Annotated in this window: 18 protein-coding genes; 9 read left to right on the top strand and 9 right to left on the bottom strand. The window is 73.7% G+C overall.

The window, feature by feature from the left end; translation table 11 throughout:
* The first annotated feature begins 74 nt into the window (after nt 1-74).
* Nucleotides 75-1052, top strand: a complete 978-nt coding sequence (locus ACIRPH_RS30615; RefSeq protein ID WP_402920745.1) for a carbohydrate ABC transporter permease — start codon at nt 75-77, stop codon at nt 1050-1052.
* Nucleotides 1049-2047: a carbohydrate ABC transporter permease gene (locus ACIRPH_RS30610; RefSeq protein ID WP_402920742.1), complete on the top strand. Its 999-nt coding sequence runs from the start codon at nt 1049-1051 to the stop codon at nt 2045-2047. The genes ACIRPH_RS30615 and ACIRPH_RS30610 overlap by 4 nt, the downstream gene beginning before the upstream one ends.
* A 64-nt stretch (nt 2048-2111) precedes the next feature.
* Here the strand turns inward: ACIRPH_RS30610 and ACIRPH_RS30605 are convergent, their stop codons facing one another.
* The 5 genes from ACIRPH_RS30605 to ACIRPH_RS30585 form a co-directional block, all read right to left on the bottom strand.
* Nucleotides 2112-3038: a fructosamine kinase family protein gene (locus ACIRPH_RS30605; RefSeq protein ID WP_402920739.1), complete on the bottom strand. Its 927-nt coding sequence runs from the start codon at nt 3036-3038 to the stop codon at nt 2112-2114.
* Between the two features lie 23 nt (nt 3039-3061).
* Nucleotides 3062-3589, bottom strand: coding sequence for a low molecular weight protein-tyrosine-phosphatase (locus tag ACIRPH_RS30600; RefSeq protein WP_402920736.1), 528 nt, complete (start codon nt 3587-3589; stop codon nt 3062-3064).
* Nucleotides 3590-3660: 71 nt separating this feature from the next.
* On the bottom strand, nt 3661-4095 hold the full coding sequence (locus ACIRPH_RS30595) for a response regulator (protein ID WP_267946228.1): 435 nt from the start codon (nt 4093-4095) through the stop codon (nt 3661-3663).
* Between the two features lie 29 nt (nt 4096-4124).
* A complete protein-coding gene (locus ACIRPH_RS30590) occupies nt 4125-6092 on the bottom strand; it encodes an ATP-binding protein (protein ID WP_402920733.1) in 1968 nt (655 codons plus the stop codon).
* The gene (locus ACIRPH_RS30585) at nt 6089-7348 is read right to left on the bottom strand and encodes a PP2C family protein-serine/threonine phosphatase (RefSeq protein WP_402920730.1); all 1260 of its coding nucleotides are present in this window, start codon (nt 7346-7348) and stop codon (nt 6089-6091) included. Before ACIRPH_RS30585 ends, ACIRPH_RS30590 begins: the two co-directional genes overlap by 4 nt.
* A gap of 506 nt (nt 7349-7854) precedes the next feature.
* Between ACIRPH_RS30585 and ACIRPH_RS30580 the strand changes: the two genes are divergently transcribed.
* The 3 genes from ACIRPH_RS30580 to ACIRPH_RS30570 all read left to right on the top strand — a co-directional run bounded on the left by ACIRPH_RS30580 (nt 7855) and on the right by ACIRPH_RS30570 (nt 9692).
* Nucleotides 7855-8541, top strand: coding sequence for a heme oxygenase (biliverdin-producing) (locus ACIRPH_RS30580; protein WP_402920727.1), 687 nt, complete (start codon nt 7855-7857; stop codon nt 8539-8541).
* A 71-nt stretch (nt 8542-8612) separates the two neighbouring features.
* Nucleotides 8613-9272 carry a TetR/AcrR family transcriptional regulator gene (locus tag ACIRPH_RS30575; protein ID WP_402920724.1) on the top strand — a complete coding sequence of 220 codons (660 nt, stop codon included), beginning with the start codon at nt 8613-8615 and terminating at the stop codon, nt 9270-9272.
* Nucleotides 9273-9422: 150 nt separating this feature from the next.
* Complete coding sequence (locus tag ACIRPH_RS30570) at nt 9423-9692, top strand: hypothetical protein (protein WP_402920721.1); 270 nt, start codon at nt 9423-9425, stop codon at nt 9690-9692.
* Here the strand turns inward: ACIRPH_RS30570 and ACIRPH_RS30565 are convergent.
* Nucleotides 9673-10647, bottom strand: coding sequence for a PolC-type DNA polymerase III (locus tag ACIRPH_RS30565; protein ID WP_402920718.1), 975 nt, complete (start codon nt 10645-10647; stop codon nt 9673-9675). The genes ACIRPH_RS30570 and ACIRPH_RS30565 overlap by 20 nt on opposite strands.
* 328 nt (nt 10648-10975) lie before the next feature.
* Between ACIRPH_RS30565 and ACIRPH_RS30560 the strand changes: the two genes are divergently transcribed.
* Complete coding sequence (locus ACIRPH_RS30560; RefSeq protein ID WP_402920715.1) at nt 10976-11938, top strand: asparaginase; 963 nt, start codon at nt 10976-10978, stop codon at nt 11936-11938.
* 41 nt (nt 11939-11979) lie between these two features.
* Entirely contained in the window at nt 11980-13248 is a 1269-nt protein-coding gene (locus tag ACIRPH_RS30555) for an NAD(P)/FAD-dependent oxidoreductase (protein ID WP_402920712.1), read from the top strand.
* On the opposite strand, the gene ACIRPH_RS30550 is transcribed toward ACIRPH_RS30555, so the two are convergent.
* On the bottom strand, nt 13232-13423 hold the full coding sequence (locus ACIRPH_RS30550) for a ferredoxin (RefSeq protein WP_402920709.1): 192 nt from the start codon (nt 13421-13423) through the stop codon (nt 13232-13234). The two genes, ACIRPH_RS30555 and ACIRPH_RS30550, sit on opposite strands and share 17 nt — an antisense overlap.
* 421 nt (nt 13424-13844) lie before the next feature.
* Between ACIRPH_RS30550 and ACIRPH_RS30545 the strand changes: the two genes are divergently transcribed.
* Nucleotides 13845-16109 carry a DUF4153 domain-containing protein gene (locus tag ACIRPH_RS30545; RefSeq protein WP_402920706.1) on the top strand — a complete coding sequence of 755 codons (2265 nt, stop codon included), beginning with the start codon at nt 13845-13847 and terminating at the stop codon, nt 16107-16109.
* Nucleotides 16110-16215: 106 nt separating this feature from the next.
* On the opposite strand, the gene pip is transcribed toward ACIRPH_RS30545, so the two are convergent.
* Both pip and ACIRPH_RS30535 read right to left on the bottom strand, forming a co-directional pair.
* A complete protein-coding gene (gene pip, locus ACIRPH_RS30540; protein ID WP_402920703.1) occupies nt 16216-17175 on the bottom strand; it encodes a prolyl aminopeptidase in 960 nt (319 codons plus the stop codon).
* 178 nt (nt 17176-17353) lie between these two features.
* The gene (locus tag ACIRPH_RS30535; protein ID WP_402920701.1) at nt 17354-18247 is read right to left on the bottom strand and encodes a DUF4429 domain-containing protein; all 894 of its coding nucleotides are present in this window, start codon (nt 18245-18247) and stop codon (nt 17354-17356) included.
* A 161-nt stretch (nt 18248-18408) separates the two neighbouring features.
* Here ACIRPH_RS30535 and ACIRPH_RS30530 point away from each other — a divergent pair, with 161 nt between their 5' ends.
* On the top strand, nt 18409-20127 hold the full coding sequence (locus tag ACIRPH_RS30530; protein ID WP_402920699.1) for an AMP-binding protein: 1719 nt from the start codon (nt 18409-18411) through the stop codon (nt 20125-20127).

Raw genomic sequence — 20127 nt, 5'->3', positions numbered from 1 at the left:
CCCCACCCCCGCACGGGGTCCGGCCCGGTCCCGCCGGACCCCGTCACCCCTCCTGGTACCGACAAGGGGTCTCCATGGAGTACTCGTTCCTGTCCGAGCTTCCCAAGATCGTGTGGATGCTCATCGGGATCGCCTCCTTCCTGGCCGTCATCGGGCTCCTGCTCGTCCTCGTGGACGTGCCCCGGACCCGACGCGACCGCTGGCAGGCGTTCCTCTTCCTCGCGCCGGCGCTGATCCTCCTCGTCGGAGGACTGGTCTACCCGGCGCTGCGCACCACCGTGCTGTCCTTCCACGACCGCTCCGGGGAGGAGTTCGTGGGCCTGGCCAACTACGTGTGGATGTTCCAGCGCCCGGAGATCCTCCTCGTCCTGCGCAACACCCTCCTGTGGGTGGTGTTCGCCCCCGTCCTGGCCACCGCCATCGGCCTGCTCTACGCGGTGCTCATCGACCGCTCCCGGTTCGAGTCGGTCGCCAAGTCCCTCGTGTTCATGCCGATGGCGATCTCGTTCGTCGGCGCGAGCATCATCTGGCGGTTCGTCTTCGCCTACCGGCCCGCCGACCAGGAGCAGTACGGCCTGTTCAACCAGATCGTCGTGTGGCTGGGCGGCGAGCCGCGGTTGTGGCTGCTCGAACAGCCCCTCAACACCTTCCTGCTGATCCTGGTCCTGATCTGGGTCCAGGCCGGGTTCGCGATGGTCGTGCTGTCCGCGGCCATCAAGGCCATCCCCTCCGAGACGGTCGAGGCCGCGCGCATCGACGGCGCGGGCGCGTGGCAGCTGTTCACCCGGATCACCCTGCCCTCGGTGTGGCCGACCGTGCTGGTCGTGCTCGTCACCATCACCGTGCAGACCCTGAAGGTCTTCGACATCGTCCGCACCATGACCGGCGGCAACTACGGCACCAGCGTGATCGCGAACGAGATGTACAGCCAGGCCTTCCAACAGGGACAGACCGGCCAGGGGTCCGCGCTCGCGGTGTTCCTCTTCGTCCTGGTCGTCCCGCTGGTGGTGCTGCAGATCCGCCGCACCCGCAAGGCGAGGGAGCTCTCATGACCCCGACGAAGAACCCCCCGCGCCCGGGCGGCGCGACGGGCACCGGAGCGGGGCGCGGCCCCCGGGGCGGGCGGGGGCCCCGGCCCGCCGGCGCCGCGGCCCGGGTGCGCCGCAGGCTCAGCGGCTCGGCCGCGGGCCTCGCCGCGCTCGTGATCGCGGTGGTGTGGACGCTGCCCACGGCGGGCCTGCTCATCTCCTCGTTCCGCCCGGCCGAGCAGATCCGCACGACCGGGTGGTGGACGTTCCTCTCCTCCCCCGACGTGACCCTGGACAACTACCGCGACGTGCTGTTCGGCTCCGCGAACGACGGACGGCTCGCCAGCCACCTGGTGAACTCGTTCGTCATCACCCTCCCCTCCACGGTGTTCGTGCTGGGCGTGGCCGCGCTCGCCGCGTACGCGCTGGCGTGGATCGACTTCCGCGGCCGGGACTGGCTCTTCCTGGGCATCTTCGCCCTGCAGATCGTCCCGCTGCAGATGTCGCTGGTGCCGATGCTGCGGTTCTTCTCGCAGGGGGTCTCGGTCGGCGGCGTCCAGGTGCTGCCCGCGTGGGAGCTGACCGGGGCGATGGCGTTCACGAACGTGTGGGTGGCGCACGCGGTCTTCGGGCTGCCGCTGGGCGTGTTCCTGCTGCACAACTTCATCTCGCAGCTGCCGAAGTCGCTGTTCGAGGCGGCCAGGGTGGACGGTGCGGGCCACGGCCGGATCTTCCTGCGGATCGTGCTCCCGCTCATCACCCCGGCCCTGGTCTCGCTGGGGATCTTCCAGTTCCTGTGGGTGTGGAACGACCTGCTGGTGGCCCTGATCTTCACCGGCGGGGACACGGCGACCGCGCCGCTGACCGTCCGGCTCGCGGAGCTGGCCGGAACGCGCGGGGAGGCCTGGCACCGGCTCACCGCGGGCGCCTTCGTGTCGATGGTCGTGCCGCTGACCGTGTTCTTCCTGCTCCAGCGCTACTTCGTGCGCGGACTGCTCGCGGGGAGCGTCAAGGGCTGACGCGCGCCGGGCACCGTCCGCAGGGGCGGTGCCCGCCGGCCCGCGGCTCCCCGGGCCCCGGCCCTCAGCCGCCCCGCAGGGCGGCCCGGGCCGTCTCCAGGGTCGTCGTCCGGTAGGCGGCGCCGAACAGGCACACGTGCACGAGCAGCGGGTGCAGCTGGTGCAGGGCGACGCGGGAGCGCCACCCGTCGGCCAGGGGCGCCACCTCGTTGTAGGCGTCCCTCACCCGTTCCAGGTGGGGCAGGCCGAACAGCGCGAGCATGGCGAGGTCGGCCTCCCGGTGCCCCCCGTGGGCCGCCGGGTCGATGAGCACCGCGTCCCGGGCCCGCCACAGCACGTTGCCGTTCCACAGGTCTCCGTGGATGCGGGAGGGCGGCTCGGGGTCGCCCGCCAGGTCCGCGACCGAGTCCACGACCTTCTCCACGGTGCGGCCGTCCCCGGGGGTGAGTCCGCCCTGGTCCAGGGCCTGGCGCAGGTAGGGGCGGAGCCGCTGCTCGGCGTAGAAGCGCGGCCAGTCGTAGGAGGGGGTGTTGTCCAGGGGGAGGGGGCCCACGAAGCCCGGCCAGTCGGCCCCGAAGTGGTCGGCGCCGGTGAGGTGGGTGCCCGCGAGACCGCGGCCCAGGCGCTCGGCCGCGCCGGCGGTGGGCTCGCACTGCTCGACCCACGGGAGGACGAGCAGGCGGTCGTCCCAGGCCATGACCTCGATGGCGGGCGAGCCGAAGGCGCGCCCCAGCCAGTCGAGTCCGCGCGCCTCGGCGACGAGCACACCGCTTCCCGGGGCCCCGCGCACCAGGGACTTGACGAAGAGGCGGGTGCCGTCGGTGAGCTCGGCGAAGGAGATCTCCCAGTCGTGGCTGCTGCCCGCCCGGGCGGCGCGCCCGACCTCCCTGCCGAGCAGGGTGGTCAGGCGTTCGGCCATGGTGCCGTGGACGGGGTCCCGGCGGCGGCCCTCCCGGGGCCCCTCGCCGTCGTCCCCGCCGAAGGCACACATGATCGGTTCCCCCTCCACCCGCGCTACCCCCGCAGCCGGGTGACGAGCTCGCTCGTGAGGCCCTTGGCCGCGGCCTCCACCATGTTGAGGACGGCGGTGAAACCGTCGTCGCCGCCATAGTAGGGGTCGGGCACCTCCGGGTTGGGGCCGCCGCCGGGCGCGAAGGACCGGTAGAGGCGCAGCCGCGACATGTCGAAGCCGTGCTCGTCGCCGTGCTCCTCGACGAAGCGTCTGACCTCGTCGAGGTTGTCCAGGTCCATGACCAGGACCAGGTCGCGTGTGGCCAGGTCGGACGGGTCGAACTGGCGGGCGGTGTGGTTGGTCAGGTAGCCGTGCACGCGCAGCGTGGACGCGGCGCGCGGGTCCATGTCCCCGCCCACGTGCCAGTGGCCCGTGCCGGAGCTGTCGACCTCGACGAGGTCTCCCAGCCCGGCGCGTTCGAGGTCGGCGGTGAGGACCTTCTCCGCCATGGGCGACCGGCAGATGTTGCCCAGGCACACCACACTGACACGGTAGGGACCAGCGGGATCACGGGGTTCCGGCAAGCTCATGCCCCAACCGTAACGAAAAACGGGTGCGCTCACCCGCTCCCCCTCCAGCGCGTCCGCTCCGTCCCCCGGTGTCACCCCTTGGGCAGGCGCACCACGGTGACGAAGAAGTCGTCGATCTGGCGGACCACCTTGATGAACTGGTCGAAGTCCACCGGCTTGGGCACGTAGGCGTTGGCGTGCAGGCGGTAGCTCCGCAGCACGTCCTCCTCCGCCTCGGAGGTGGTGAGCACCACGACGGGGATGTGCGCGAGGTCCTCGTCGTTCTTGACCTCCTCCAGCACCTCCCTGCCGTCCTTGCGGGGGAGGTTGAGGTCGAGGAGGATCAGGTGCGGACGGGGCGCGTCGGCGAACTCCCCCTCACGGCGGAGGAACCGGAGGGCCTCGACGCCGTCGGAGACCACGTGCAGGCGGTTGCCCAGCTTGTGTTCCTCGAACGCCTCCTTGGTCATCAGGACGTCCCCTGGATCGTCCTCGACCAGCAGCACCTCGATGGGATGCACCAACATGACCTCGCTCAAACTTCCAGACCCCTGACTCAGGGCCCCACCCCGTGGTCGGGGGGAACCGTACCGCCACCGGCGGCGGGCCGGTCGGATCGCCCGTCCCCGGACCTGTCGTCCGCGTCCGTGCTCTCCGCTCCGGTGTCGCCGTCGCCCGTGGGCTGTCGTGCGGCCGTCGGCACCGAGGCCTCGGGGGTGTCGGCCTCGGCGTCCTCGGTGCCCTCGTCTCCGATATCGCCGGGAACGCCTCCGGCGGTTCCCGTCTCCAGGGCCGCCGTGTCGTCCTCGTGTTCGGAATCCGCGGGCAAGGACCAGCATATGCGGGTTCCGGTCTGCCCGGAGTCGCCTTCGCCGGAGGTTTCGGCCCCCTCGGGGGTCTCGGAGCCGGTGTCGAGCCAGATCCTGCCCCCGTGGAACTCCACGATCTTCTTGCACATGGCCAGGCCGATGCCGGTGCCGGTGTACTTCTCCCTCGTATGCAACCGCTGGAAGATCACGAAGATGCGCTCGGCGTACTGCGGTTCGATCCCGATCCCGTTGTCGGCACAGCAGAACACCCACTCGTCGCCCTGGCGCTCCACCCCGAGGTGGACCCGCGGGTCCTCGTCGCCGCGGAACTTGACCGCGTTGCCCACCAGGTTGAAGAACACCTGCGTGAGCAGGGTGCGGTCGCCCTGCACGGTCGGCATCGGATCCCAGGTGACCTCGGCGCCCACCTCCTCCAGGCGGGTGGACAGGCTGCTCAGGGCGTCGTCCAGGGCGGCGTCCAGGTTGACCGAGGCGAAGTTCTTGGTCCGCCCGACCCGGGAGAACGCCAGCAGGTCGTTGATGAGGGTCTGCATGCGCTTGGCGCCCTCGACGGCGAAGTCGATGTAGGAGTCGGCCCGTTCGTCGAGCTGCCCCTGGTAGCGGCGCTGGAGCAGCTGGCAGAAGCTCGCCACCTTGCGCAGCGGCTCCTGGAGGTCGTGGGAGGCGACGTAGGCGAACTGCTCCAGCTCCAGGTTGGAGCGGCGCAGCTCCTCGGTCTGGTGCTCCAGCAGCGTGGACTGCTCCTGGAGCTTGCGCCGGGCGGACGCCACCTCGTCCAGGTCCTGGACGATGCGCTCGCGCATGGAGTCGACGTCCCGGCCCAGCCGGACGATCTCCGGCGGCCCGTGCAGGGAGATGCGGTGGGCGTAGTAGCCCTCCGAGACCTGGCGCATGTGCCCGGCCAGCTCCTCCAGGGGACGCAGCACCCACTGCTGCAGCATCACCCACAGGAACACCGACAGGAACACCACGACGAGCCCCACCAGCACGAGGAGGGCGACGACCTGCTGGGTGGCCAGGGTCAGCCCCTCCCGCGCCTGGTCGATCTCGCTCTGGAGCTGCTGGGTCGTGGCGTCGGCGATCCGGGACAGGTCCAGGAACAGCATGCGGCCGCGCTGGAGGTCCTCCCGGGAGATCTCCTGGCCGTTGCTGACCTGCTCCAGCGCGGGCTCGGCGAACTCGTCGGTCCACAGCCGACCCGCGGCGAGCAGGTCCTCGACGTTGGACGCGACCTCCGGGTTCTCCTCGGCCAGCTCGGAGAGGGCCGCCTGGTTCTCCGCCAGCGTCAGCTGGGAGGCGATGTAGGGCTCCAGGAAGTCCCGGTCCCGCGTGAGGATGTAGCCGCGCAGGGCGTGGTCCTGGCTCAGGTAGGACGAGTGGGTCTGGTCGACGGAGCTGACCGCCGGGGTCAGGGAGTCGACCTGGAGGGCGAGGTTGTCGCGGGCGTTGAGGGCGGCCAGGGTGATGACGGACACGGCCACGACCAGGACGACGGCGACGACCGTCAGGAGGCTGGTGACCCGGCGGCGCAGGCTCCACGACTCGTGGGCCGGGCGCGAGCGCTCCCGGTCGGCCCCGTTGACGAACTGGCCGCCGCCGATCGAGACGCCTCCGGGCAGACCGGGGCCGGGGTCCGTCCCGGGTCCCTCCGTCGTGTCGGTGTCCATGGCCGTTCCCTCCCGGGTCGGGCTCACTCCAACTCTCCGTGGGTGATGAGCAGCATCGCCACGTCGTCCTGGAGCGGGCCGCCGTTGCTGCGTTCCGCCTCGTCCACCAGGTGTTCCGGCAGGCGGGCCAGTGAGACGCCCTGGTCCAGGACGCCGGTGACCATCCGGCGCAGGCCCGCGACCTCCAGGCGCTCGGGCGGGCCGCCGTCGTAGGCGTCCACGAGGCCGTCGGTGTAGAAGAGCACGCTCGCCCCGACGGGCAGGACGACCTCGTCCGTGGCCGTCTCCTCCACCGGGAACACGCCCAGCGGGGGCTGCGGGGTGACCCGCGTCTCCTCGACCGCGCCGTCCCGGACGATCATCGGCGGCGGGTGTCCCAGGACGCGGAGCCTGACCCGGTCGTCGCCGGTGTCCAGGCTCGCCATGCACAGCGTCGCGTACATCTCCTCCTGGGCGCGTTCGCTGACCAGGATGGCCTCCAGGTTGGGCAGCACCCTGGCCTCGTCGACCCCGCCCATGATGAGGGCGCGCCACGCGATGCGCAGGCTGACCCCGAGGGCGGCCTCGTCGGGGCCGTGCCCGCTCACGTCGCCGATGACGACGTGGGTGGTGCCGTCCTTCTCGACCGCGTCGTAGAAGTCCCCGCCGACCAGGGCGCGCTTGCGGCCGGGCCGGTAGTAGGCGCGGTGGCTGAGCGGCGAGCGCTGGAGCAGGACCTGGGGCAGCAGACCGCGTTCGAGGCGCATGTTCTCCCGGGCGCGGATGCGCGCCTCGCGGAGCTGCCGTGCGCCCTCGTCGGCCCGGCGGCGCTCCAGGGAGTAGCGGAGGCTGCGGCCGAGCAGGGAGCCGTCGACCTGCCCCTTGACGAGGTAGTCCTGGGCTCCGGCCGCGACCGCGGCGACGCCCTCGTGTTCGTCGTCCAGCCCGGTGAAGACCACGACGGCGGCGGCCGGCGCGCCCTCCAGGATCTCGCGGAGGAGTTCCAGGCCGTGGGCGTCGGGCAGGTTCAGGTCGAGCAGGACGCAGCCGCGGAAGCCCTCCAGGTGCTCACGCGCGTCCGCCAGGGTGGAGACCCAGGTGATGCGGGTGTTCAGGGCTGTGTCGGCGAGCAGTTCCTCGGCGAGGAAGGCGTCGCCGGCGTCGTCTTCGACAAGCAGGACGTCAAGCGATTCGACGGTGGCCTCCACCCGGTCGTTGAGGACGGCGTCGTCACCCAGGGAGGCGCCGCCGTGGGGGGCGGCGCCGTTGGCGGGAGCGGCCTGTGCCGCCCCCTCACCGATCACCGTCCGGGGATCGTGCCCTGTTCTCCTGGTATCCACTCATCGCCTCTGGTCTGCCGGTCCGCGGGGGCCTGCCCCGCCCGGCGCGCCGAGGGATCCCTCGGTGCTTCCCGGCGGTTCGGACCACACGACACACAAACGATAATCGCCCCGGCGACCTGTTGACCAGCAGGCGTAACGAGACACATCCGACGCCGACGGCCGGAACCGCCCCCGGAGCGGCCTCCCGGAGGGCCGCGCCCCGGGTCCCGGGCGCTCGGTGCGACGCCGCCCCGACCACCGTGCAGAACCGGCATATGCGCATGCAAGGGCACGTGCAGGACGTGACCGCGCCACACCGGACCCCCGTGTCGCGCGGCGGGCGGGAGAGGGGGCGGGGCGAACCCGGGGGCACGAGGGGCGCGGGGCCGGATTTTTTCACGACAGACCGTCATATCCGTCTTGACAGCCCCTCCCACCTAAATGACATGATGTCATAAAGTTTCCGACACGGAAGGCGGACAGCGCAGATGAGCGCAACGGCCGAGGCCCCCCCGACGGCCGCACCCGGCTCGCCCGAGCTGTTCTCCGAACGGCTCAAGGCCGCGACGTGGGGCGACCACCGGGCCGCCGAGGACCACGGGTTCACCCGGGCCCTCCTGGACGGCACCCTCCCCCTGGCCGGCTACACCGAGATGGTCGCCCAGCACTACTTCGCCTACGCCGCGCTGGAGGAGGTCGGCCGGAGACTGGCGGACGACCCCGTCGCCGGAAGGTTCCACTACCCCGAGCTCGAACGGCTCCCCGCGCTCGTCCGCGACCTGGAGCACCTGCTCGGCGCCGACTGGCGCGAACGGATCTCGCCGGGTCCGGCCACCCGCACCTACGCGGCGCGGATCGAGCAGATGGCCGACCACCCCGAGGGGTTCGTCGCCCACCACTACACGCGCTACATGGGCGACGTGTCCGGCGGGCAGTTCATCCGCCGCGCCGCCGCCGGGGCCTACGGCCTGTCCGACGGGGCGGGCGTCGCCTTCTACGTCTTCGACGCGCTCGGCAGCCTTCCCCGGTTCCGGGCCGGGTACCGCGAGCGCCTCGACTCCCTCGACCTGGACGAGGCGGCCGCCGCGCGCCTCGTGGCCGAGACCCGGCTCGCCTACCAGCTCAACACCGAGGTGTTCGCCGACCTGGGCCGCGTCCACGCCCCGACCGCCTGAGGGACCGCCCACCGCCGCCCCCGGACTCCCGGCCATCCCGGTCCGGCCACCGGACATGCCACCATAGGGGGATGCCCAAGATCACGGCACCGACCATCGCCGCCCACCGTGCCCGCACACGGGAGCGCATCATGGAGGCCGTCGACCACCTGATCCGGAGCCAGGGGATCGACCGCGTCTCCATGACCGACGTCGCCAACTCCGCCGGCATCACGCGCACCGCCCTGTACAACTACTTCCCGGACAAGCCCGCCCTGCTCCTCGCCTTCACCGAGCAGGTCAACAGCGCGTTCGTGGAGCGGTACAGGCGCGAGCTCCCCTCGGGCGTGTCCGCGGCCCGGAGGCTGTCGGCGTTCGTCCGCCTCCAGCTGGAGGGCATCATGGCGCACCCGCACCCGCCCGCCGCCGAACTCGGCGCCAGCCTCGGCCCCGACGCCTACCAGGCGCTCGCCGACCACGTCGCCCCCATGCACCGCCTGCTGACCGAGATCCTGGAGGAGGGGACGTCCGCCGGCGAGTTCGAGCCCCTGCCCGCGGAGCCCGTCGCACGCCTCACCCTGTCGATGGTCGGCTCCCAGCGCCTCCCGCTCGTGAGCGGCGAGATCGATCTGGACGAGACCCACGCCCTCGTCACCCGGTTCGTCCTCCGCGCCCTCGGGGTGGAGCCCGAAACCATCGACACCGTCCTCCCGAAACCCTCCCCCGCAGCCACGCAGAGCGAGATCCTGTAAGCACTGAGTCATAAGGGCTGGTCCGTAAGAGGACCCTGGACAGGGTGCGGTCGAAACAGACTCGCCACGGCATCTCGGCATCGGTAAGAATCGGTCACCCGCCCGCCCCTCGCGGGCGGGCGGCCCTCCGACCGAGAGCGAGGCCCCGACGTGTCACTCGTCCTGCTCGCCGTCGGCACCGTCCTGGTGTCGATCGCGCTCTTCAACAAGCTGCCCCACTACGTGCCCGGACGGCTCCCGGCCCCCGGGGCCGGCCGCACCGCCGCCGAGGGGCCCGTGGCCACCGCGCGCCGCACGGGGACCGCTCCACGCGTCCGCCTGGAGTCGGCCCGCCTCACCGAGCAGGGCAAGGCACTGCTGGCCACGCTCGGGGGCAGCGCCCTGATCGTGGCCTTCTTCCTCACCCTGTCCGGCCTCTGAGCGCCGCCCGGGCCACCCCGGCCCGGCGGGCGATCGCGGAACCCGTCGCCCGGCTGCCCGCCATCCGCACCAGCAGGCCCCCCGCGGCGGTGGCGGCGATGCCGCCCGTGACGGCCGCCGCCGTGGCCAGACGCTCCCGGAAGCGGGTGTCGCGCTGGGCGGCCAGCTCCGCGATCGCCCGGTCGGTGGCCCCGAAGGCCCCGCCGCAGAGCAGGGCGTCCAGCTCGCGGGGCCTCCACGTCGCCCGCCACGGGCTCAGCGGCGCCAGGCCGCCCGGCGCCGAGGCCGTGCGGGGCTTCCAGCGGACCGGCTCGACCACGCCCCACGGTCCCCGCACCGGCGCCGCCTCCGGCACGGCCAGGGTCCGGGGCGCGGGACCGTTGTAGCGCAGCTCCCCCGGGGCGTTGGCGATCATCTCGACCAGGAGCTTGGCGCAGGCGCGGGCGTCGCCCAGCGCCGTGTGCTGGCCGGTCGGCCAGTCACCGCTGAGCCGGAAGGACGCCTTGGGCAGCGAGTACCGGTCGAGGTCGATCTGGGAGCGCAGCGCGCGGAGCGTGCACAGCCCGGACTGCCCCGTCGGCAGCCCCGCGGGCACCAGCTCCGAGCCGAGGAAGCGCAGCTCGAAGTCGAGGTTGTGGCTGACCACGACCGCCCCCGAGAGCAGCTCCGCCAGCCGGGGCACGACCTGGGCGATGACGGGGGCGCCGACGGTGTCCCCCTCGCCGATCCCGTGGAACTCCCGGCCGCCCACCTCCGCGCGCGGGTCCACGAGGGTGCTGAACTCCTCGACGAGCTTGCCGTCGCCCCGGACGCGCACGACCGCGATCTCCACGATGCGCGCGCCCTCGCGCGGTTCGAGGCCCGTCGTCTCCATGTCGAGTACCGCGTACTCCAGGTCCGCCGCCCGCATTCCGACCCTGCGCCGGGTCAGCGCGCCCATCCGCAGCGTTCCCATCGTGTGCCCCACTCCTTCGTCGCGCCGTGCCACAGGCCGTTTCTCCTGGTGCGTACCGGCATCGACCTTACTCCCCGCGTCCGACAGCGAACCCCCAGCACGCGTCGCCCGGGCCGACCGTGTCCGGGGACACGGCCGGCTCCAGGGCGGAATCCCCGCCCGGCGCCCCGCCGACCGGCGGCGGGACCCGGGCCGCCGGGGCCCGGCCGTACCGGGGCGGGCCACCTGGACACACGGAAGAAAGGGAGGTTATGTAACGTTCTTACGCGTGTCCGCCCGCCGGAGGACACCCCACGAACACCGGACCTCATCGTCGAGGAGAGCCCGCATGCCCCAGAGCCCGCTGCCCGAGTACGTCCCCCTGGCGGAGGTCGTCCGGTCCGGTATGCGCGAGAGCGTCCACTACGGCGCGGTCGTCGGGCTGACGGCGTCCGGCGCCATCGCCTACGCCCGCGGCCCGGTGCACCAGCCCATGTTCCCGCGCTCCTCCGCCAAGCCCTTCCAGGCCCTGGCGTCGCTGCGCGCGGGCGCACCCCTCGCCGGCCCCTCCCTCGCCATCGCGGCCGGCAGCCACGGCGGCGAGGACTTCCACGCGGACGAGGCCAGGAGCATCCTCGCGGCCGCGGGCCTGACCCCCGACGCCCTCGGCTGCCCGCCCGCGGTCCCGGGCGGCTCCGGGGCACGCACCGCGTTCGTCCGCGCCGGGCGCGAACCCGAGCGCCTGCTCATGAACTGCTCGGGCAAGCACGCCGCCATGCTGGCCGCGTGCGTCGCCCGCGGGTGGAGCACCGGCGACTACCTCGACCCGGACCACCCCCTCCAGGTGCTCGTCCGCGAGACCACGGAGGAGGTGTGCGGCGAGGAGGTCGCGCACACCGCCGTGGACGGCTGCGGCGCGCCCCAGCTCGCCGTGACCCTGGCCGGGCTGGCCCGCGGCCTGTGGCGGATGCGCACCGCGCCCGGGGACGGCCGCGAGCGGGCCGTCCTGGACGCGATGAGCGCTCACCCCGAGTACGTGTCGGGCCCCGGCCGCGTGGACACCGACCTGATGACCCGGATGCCGGGCCTGGTCTCCAAGATCGGTGCCGACGGCGTCCTGGTGCTCTGCGCGGCCACGGGCGAGACCGTCGCGGTCAAGATCAGCGACGGGGACGCAGAGGAGCGGGCGCGTACCCTGGTCGCACTCGACGCGCTGCGGACCCTCGGTGTGGACGTCTCCCCCGTCCAGGACCGGCTGCGCGTGGACGTCCACGGCGGTGGCGCCCCCGTCGGCGAGGTCCGCCCACTCTGACGTCCCCCTCCCCGGGAGGGGCCACCGAAAGGCACAGCACCGTGCGGGACACCCTGAACGAGATAGTCGTCGTCGGCGCCGGGATGGCGGGGCTGCACGCGGCCGAGGCGCTGCGCGCGCAAGGGTTCGAGGGGCGGCTGACGCTCCTCGGCGAGGAGGCGCACCGCCCCTACTCGCGCCCGCCCCTGTCCAAGGAGGTGCTGACCGGCGTCGGCATGGACCCCTCCGGTGGGGGCCCCGGGTGGCTGGCGGGCCACCGCGCCCTGCGCCTGCGCGACGACGCGGCCGTCGACGCCCTCGACCTGGACCTGCGCACGGGCACCCGCGCGGTCGCCCTGGACCCCGCGGCCCGCGAGGTGACCGTCTCCGGTCCGGGCGGCGCCGCGGGGACCGTGCGCTACGACGGCCTGGTCATCGCCACGGGGGCGCGGGCCCGGCGCCCGGACACCGACCTGGCCGGGGTCCACGTGCTGCGCACCCTCGACGACGCCGAGGCGGTGCGCGCGGCGTTCGTCCCCGGGGGCCGCCTCGTGGTGGTCGGCGCGGGCTTCGTCGGCGCGGAGGTCACCGCGAGCGCCCGCGCCGCGGGCATGGACGTGACCCTGGTGGAGGCGGCGGCGACGCCGCTGACCCGCGTGGTGGACCCGCGGATCGGCGGGCTCCTCACCGAGCTGCACCGGGAGAACGGGGTCGACGTGCGCCTCGGCGTCGGCGTGGCCGGGTTCGAGGGGGACGGCCGGGTGGAGAGGGTCCGGCTGGCCGACGGCAGCGCCGTGGAGGCGTCGCTGGTGGTCGCCGGGATCGGCGTGCACCTGAACACCGAGTGGCTGCGCGGGTCGGGGGTGGAGCTGCTCGCCGACGGGGCGGTCGCGTGCGACCGGTACTCGCAGACGGCGGTGCCGGGCGTGTACGCGGTCGGCGACCTCGCGAACTGGCCGCACCCCCGCTACGGCGGCCGGATCCGGCTGGAGCACTGGACCAACGCGGGCGAGCAGGGCGAGGCCGCGGCCCGCAACCTGCTCGCCGGGGAGGGGCGCACGCCCTTCACCCCCGTGCCCTACTTCTGGTCGGACCAATACAAGATGAAGCTCCAGCTGCTGGGGCAGGGAGCACCGGCCGATCAGGTCGCCTTCGTGCACGGTTCACCGGAGGACCGAAAGTTCGTGGCCTTCCTCGGCCGGGGCGGCGTGCTCACCGGCGTGCTGGGGCTGCGGTCCACGCCCCGGACGATGCGCTACCGCGGCCTGCTGGAGAAGCCGACGACGTGGGACGAGGCCCTGGCCGCGGCGGGGGTCACTCCGGCACGGTGACGGCCCGCTCGGGGCACGACCGCTCGGCCCGGCGGACGCCCTCGTGGGACCCGGCCGCGGACTCCTCCGTCAGCAGGTACAGGAAGTCGTCGTCGCGGACCTCGAACACCTCCGGCGCCGCGCCCATGCACAGGGCGCTGCTCTCGCACCGGTCGTCGTCGATCTCGACCCGCATGCTCGTGTGCTCCTCGCGTGGCCGGTCCCGGGACCCGAGCCCGAGCCGCCCCCGGACACCCGCCCCGCCGCGCGGCGCGTCCGGCACGCCCCTCGCGGCGTTCTCCTCCGTCGGCGGGACCCCGCCCCGGCCCCTCCTCCGGCCTTGCGGATGCGCCGCTCGCGACGGGCGCATCCACGGAACACGCCCCGGTCCGCCTCCCCGGCCGGGGAGGGCCCGTCGCCCCAGGGGCCGAGGCGATCCGCCCATACAGCCCCATACAGAACTTGAGGGCACGGGTCGGGCATTCGGTGAACCGTGGACGCCCTCCGGCTGTCCCACTGTCACGACAGCACGGGCCGTCCGGGCCGTCGCGGGGAGGGGTGGCATGCCGAGCGAACACACGGCCGGCGGGGGCGTGCGGGGTCCCGGCGGAGGGTCCGTGCCCGGACCCTCCGCCGGGGCCTCGCGCGAGCCCGGGGACGCGTCCGGGGCGGACGGTCGGCCCGGGTACACGGCCCACCCGCACCCGGCGTATCCGCCGCACGACCCGTACCCCGCCCGGAACCGGCAGAGCTACGCGCAGCTGTACCAGCAGGACTTCTGGGGGGCGAGGCCCCGGATCCCCCTGCCCGAGGCGCCCGTGTGGCTCCCCCTCGCCCTGCTCGGCGTGGGCGTGGTGGCGGCCTTCCTGGCGACGCTCGACCGCCCGGGGCTCGGCATCGTGATCACGGGAGCGGTCGCGGGCCTGACCGCCCTGACCGCCCTCGCGGCGCGTCCCCCCGTCCCGGACGGCGCCCCCGGCGGGGAGCCGGACGGGCGCGCCTCCGGGGCGCCCCCGGAGGCGGACGTCCCCGCCGCACAGGAGCCGGGCGGGTCGCGGGGGCCCGGGACCGGCGGGGAGGGCGGGACCCCCCGCTCCGGGGAGTCGCGCCCCGACGCCTCCGGCGCGGGGGACGTCGAAGCCGTGCATGACGGCTCCGGGGACGCGGGGACGGGGGCTTCCGGAGGACCGGATCCGGAGCACGCACAGACGCACGCCACAGCCGTCGCGGCGGGGACGGCCGGCACCGCACAGGAGACCGGGGACGCCCGGGAGGACGCGGACGCCCGAGAGGACGGCGCCGCGCAAGGGACCGGAGACACCCGGGAGACCGGGAACGCGCAGGCACCGGAGGACGCCGACGCCCAGGAGGACGGCTCCGCCCTCGCGGCGGGGACGGCCGACACCGCACAGGAGACCGAGGACTCCCGGGAGGACGAAGCGGAGGAGCGCGCGGCCGCCGCGCCGTCCGGACCCGCCCCGTCCCCCACCGGAACGCCGGACGCCCCGGCGCCGGCCCCCGACGCCTCCGGCCCCCGCCCCGACCGCCACGCCCGCGCCTGGTCGGCGGTCTACGGCGTGATCGCCGCCGCCCTGCTCCTCACGGCGGCCCTGCGCGACGCGGGCTGGGTGCTGTTCTGGACGCTCACCTCGTCCTTCTTCTTCGCCTCGCTCGCGTTCTCCGCACGCAACCCCTCCTCGCGCGAGGGCGCGGCCGGGGTCGTCAGCGGCTCGCTCGGCCTGTTCCGCAACCTGCCCTCCACCCCCCGGTTCCTGATGGGCCCCCTGCGCAGCGGCCGCGGGCGGCGCCTGGCCGGACCCGTCCTGCTCACCACGCTCGTCACCGGCGTGCTCCTGCTCGTCTTCGGCCTGCTGTTCTCCTTCGCCGACGCGGTCTTCGCGAGCTACGCGGCGCGGTTGTTCGAGGGGGCGTTCTCGGGGAACACGTTCTACGACGGGTTCTCCCGGCTGTTCGCGACGCTGGCGACCGTGCTGTTCACCGGGTCCGCCGTCCTGGCCGCCAGGCGCCGCCGCGCCCCGGCGGGGAACGCCCCCGCCCGCTCCACCGGGGCCGGGCCCGCGTCCCCCTCGCTGCCCGTCTGGGTGTGGACCATCCCGCTCGGCGCGCTGGTCGCCCTGTTCACCGCGTTCCTCGGGGTGCAGGCCGTCGCCATGTTCGGCGGCGACGACCACGTCCAGCGGGTCGCCGGGGTCACCTACGCCGAGTACGCGCGCCAGGGCTTCTTCCAGCTGGTGGTCGTCAGCCTGCTGGTGCTGTGCGTCATCGCGGTCGCCGTGTACGTCCTGCCGTCCCGGCCCGCGGCCACCCGGACACTGCGCAACGCCCTGCTCGGGCTCCTGTGCGTGCTCACCCTGGTCATCCTCGCCTCGGCCATGATGCGGCTCCAGCTCTACATCGACACCTTCGGCCTGACACGGCTGCGGATCAGCGCGGAGGCGTGGATCCTGTGGAGCGCCGGGGTGTTCGGACTGGTGATCGCGGCCGGGGTGCTCAACACCCTGGGCCGCGGGGCCGCCTGGCTGCCCCGGGGCACCGCGGCCCTGGCCGGCGTCGCCCTGGCGGTGTTCGCCTACGGCAACCCCGACCTGCGCATCGCGGAGAGCCACCACGACCTGGAGCTGGCGCGGGTCGACACGTGGTACCTGCGGGAACTGTCCGCCGACGCCCTGCCCGCCCTGGCGGAGCTGGAGGGCGGCGACCGCGGGTGCGCCCTGGCCGGGATCGCGCACCGCCTGGACGACGGGGACGAGGGCCTCGCCTCGTGGAACCTGTCGCGGCACCGGGGCCGCGCGCAGCTCGCGCTGACCGGCCCCGCCGACGACGTCCCGGCCCAGGAGGGCCCCTGCCGGGCCCGCTACTGAGCGCGGCCCCGGAGCGGGATCCCGCGGGGCGGGGACCCCGACCCGGGACCCCGGTTCACGGAACCGGCCGCCCGGGGCCCCGTGACGGGCGCCCCGGGCCCCGGGCTCACTCTCCGGCGAAGCGGTCGGTCGCCTCGATGAGGCGGTCGAGGATGCCCGGCTCGCTGAAGGCGTGACCGGCGTCGTCCACGATGTGGAACTCCGCTTCGGGCCACGCCTTGTGCAGGTCGTAGGCGGTGCGCACCGGCGTGCACACGTCGTACCGGCCCTGCACGATCACGCCGGGGATGTGCCGGATCGCCCCGGCGCCGTCCACGAGCTGGTTCGGCTCCAGGAACCCCTTGTTGACGAAGTAGTGGTTCTCGATACGGGCGAACGCCAGCGCGTACTCCTCGTCCGCGTGGTGCTCCCGCAGGGACGGGTCGGGCAGCAGCGTCACCGTGGACCCCTCCCACACGCTCCACGCGCGGGCCGCCTCCAGCCGGACCTCCCGGTCGGGGGAGGCGAGGCGCCGCGCGTAGGCGGCGACGAGGTCGTCGCGCTCCTCCTCCGGAACGGGCGCCAGGTAGGACTCCCACAGGTCCGGGAAGAGGTTCGAGGCGCCCTCCTGGTAGAACCAGCGCAGCTCCTCGTCCCGGAGCGTGAAGATGCCGCGGACGACGAGCTCGCTGACGCGCTCCGGGTGCTTCTGCGCGTAGGCCAGTGCCAGGCAGCTCCCCCAGGAGCCGCCGAAGACCTGCCAGCTCTGCGCGCCGATCATCTCGCGCAGGCGCTCCATGTCCTCCACCAGCGCCCAGGTGGTGTTGGTGGACAGGTCGGTGTCCATCTGGCCCGCGTGCGGCGTGGAGCGGCCGCAGTTGCGCTGGTCGAACAGCAGGATCCGGTACCGCGCCGGGTCGAACAGCCTCCGGTGGTCGGGGACGCAGCCGCCGCCGGGCCCGCCGTGCAGGAACACCACGGGCTTGCCCGCGGGGTTGCCGCACAGCTCCCAGTAGACGCGGTGTCCGTCGCCGACGTCGAGCATGCCCGAGTCGTACGGCTCGATGGGCGGGTACAGAGTGCGCAAGGCGTGAGCCCCTTCCTGGATGTGGCCTCCCCGCCGGGGTCCGGCGGGAGCTGAGGATGGTGTGCGGGGCGCGCCGGGATCCCCGGCCGCGCCCGCGGGCGGACCGCGGCGGGGCCCGCCGGGGCGGCCCGCCCGCCGCCGTCCCGGTCCCGTTCGGCCCCGGGGCGCCGGAACGCGGTCAGAGCCGGTCGAGGAGCTGCGCCTTCTTCGCGCTGAACTCCTCGTCGGTGAGCAGCCCCTCGGAGTGGAGGCGCCCGAGTTCGCGGATCGTGGCGAAGACCGCCTCGCCTCCGCCGCCGTCGTCGGCCCGGGCGCCGGGGCCCAGGGCCGCGGGGCCCTCCCCCGGTGCGTCCGCGGCCCCGATGTGGGCGTTGAGGGTGGCCGCCATCAGCAGCGTCTCCTCACTGCCCTTCGTCCCGTGCGAGGCCAGGGTGAAGAAGTCGTTCGCGAGCTCGGTCGCCCCCGGGAGGGTGACGCCGCGCAGCACGATCCGCAGGTGGCCCTCGGTGACGTCCACGGGGGGCCGCCACTCGGCCGCCAGGACCTCGGACAGCCGGTAGTCGCGGGACTTCTCCTTCTCCTTGGCCGTGCTGGCCAGCCAGCCGTCCCACTGCAGGCGCACCCGGGCGCCGTCGAAGGACGCCGAGCCCTCCGCGGTGCGGACCTGGAGAGGGGGCCTTCCGACCAGCCCCAGGGCGACCTCCCGGGGGTCGAGCTCCCCGGCGAGGGTCTCCCTGGCGTAGCGGGCCGAGGAGGCGACCTGCTCGGAGAGGTACTCGGCGACGAGCTCCGTGTCGTGGGGGCCGGTGAGCAGCAGCGGGGTGGAGGGGTCCCGTCCGGGGAGCCCCAGGGCCGCGTACGGGTCGGCGCCGTCCGCGAGCCCGAGGCGCAGGCGCCACCCGTGCTTGCGGTCGCCCCGGTCGAAATCCACCTCGTGGACGGCCGCCAGCGGTACCGTGCAGCTCCCCAGGGACTTGAGCAGCGTGGGGACCCTGCGGCCGGACTCGAAACGGATGCGGACCGTCTCGTCGTCGATCCGCCAGGTTCCGTGGTGTCCGCGCAGTTCCTCCATGTCCACACATCCTAGAGCCAGCCGGGGGACCCGCAGGGGAGGCGTCGGGGGCGCGCATCCCGGGTAGGACCAGCGGGGCACACCCGTCCCACCGCCCTCTCCGGGCGGAGTCCGCGGACAGTGCGGCCGGCGCCCTGTCCCCGAACCGGAGGTCGCCAGACATGTCGAGAGAGATGGCCGCCGAGGGCGCCGCGGAGTTCCGTGCGGCGCGGGACCTGCTCCTGTCGCACCGCACGGACCAGGAGGCCGCCCACCGCGAGTTCACCTGGCCGAGGCCGGACGTGTTCAACTGGGCGCTGGACTACTTCGACGAGGTCGCCGAGCGGCGTCCGGACCGGACCGCCCTGTGGATCGTGGAGGACGACGGCAGCGAGGCCAAGTACACCTACCGCCACCTGTCGGAGCGCTCGAACCAGGTGGCGAACTGGCTGCTCGGCCAGGGCGTCCGCGGCGGCGACCGGATCATGGTGATGCTCGGCAACCAGGTGGAGCTGTGGGAGACCACCCTGGCGGCGGTCAAGCTCGGGGCGGTCGTCACCCCGACGGCCACCGCCCTGTCCGAGGGCGACCTGGTGGACAGGCTGGAGCGGGGAGAGATCGCGCACGTGGTGTGCTCGGTCGCCGAGACGGCCAAGTTCGCCGAGCTCAGGGGCCACTGGACGCGGATCTGCGTGGGGTACATGGAGGGGTGGCTGAGCTACGCCGACTCCGAGCACGCCGCCCTGGAGTTCCACCCCCCTCACCGCTCCGGCCCGGACGACCCGCTCCTGCTGTACTTCACGTCCGGGACGACGTCGCGGCCCAAGCTGGTCACCCACACGCAGCGGTCCTATCCCGTGGGCCACCTGTCCACCATGTACTGGCTGGGCGTCCGCCCCGGCGACATCCACCTCAACGTGTCCTCCCCCGGATGGGGCAAGCACGCCTACAGCAGCGTGTTCGGGCCGTGGAACGCCGAGGCGACGGTCCTGGTCCTCAACCAGGAGCGGTTCGACCCCCGGCGGCTGCTCGACGAGGTGGTGCGCTGCGGCGTGGACACCCTGTGCGCGCCGCCCACGGTGTGGCGGATGCTCGTCCAGGCCGACCCGTCCGGGTGGAAGGTGGGGCTGCGCGAGGTCCTGTCCGCCGGCGAACCGCTCAACCCCGAGGTGGTCGACCGGGTGCGGGAGGCGTGGGGGCTGACCGTCCGCGACGGGTTCGGCCAGACCGAGACGACGCTGGTCATCGGCAACGGGCCGGGCCAGGAGGTCCTCCCCGGGTCGATGGGGCGGCCCATGCCCGGCTACGACGTCGTGCTGGCCGACCCGGTCACCGACGAGCCGTCCGACACCGGGCAGATCTGCGTGGACATGGCCCGGAGCCCCGTCGGGGTCATGAAGGGTTACGACGACGACCCCGGCCTCACCCGGGAACTGACCCGCCGGGGGCTCTATCGCACCGGCGACATCGCGAGCCGGGATTCGACCGGGCACATTACCTATATCGGCCGGATCGACGATGTTTTCAAGGCCTCGGATTACCGCATCTCACCCTTTGAACTCGAAAGCGTCCTGATCGAGCACGAATACGTGGCCGAGGCCGCGGTGGTGCCCTCACCGGATCCGCTGCGCCTGTCGGTCGCCAAGGCGTACGTGACCCCGGCCGAGGGGGTGCCGCCCGACGCGGCCACGGCGCGGGCCATCCTGCTCCACGCCCGTGCGCGGCTGTCGCCGTACAAGAGGGTCCGCCGCCTGGAGTTCGCCGAGCTGCCCAAGACCGTGTCCGGTAAGATCCGCCGGGTGCAGCTGCGCGCGGCGGAGTCCGAGCGCGGCGCGGTCGTCGACGGCACCCGCAATCCGCACGAGTTCTGGGAGGAGGACCTCCCGGGCCTGAAGGACTGA

It is taken from the genome of Nocardiopsis sp. NPDC101807 (genome assembly GCF_044766605.1).
Lineage (GTDB): Bacteria > Actinomycetota > Actinomycetes > Streptosporangiales > Streptosporangiaceae > Nocardiopsis > Nocardiopsis tropica.
The sequence above is the reverse complement of the archived record's forward strand: the minus strand, read 5'-3'. Positions and strand labels throughout refer to the sequence as shown.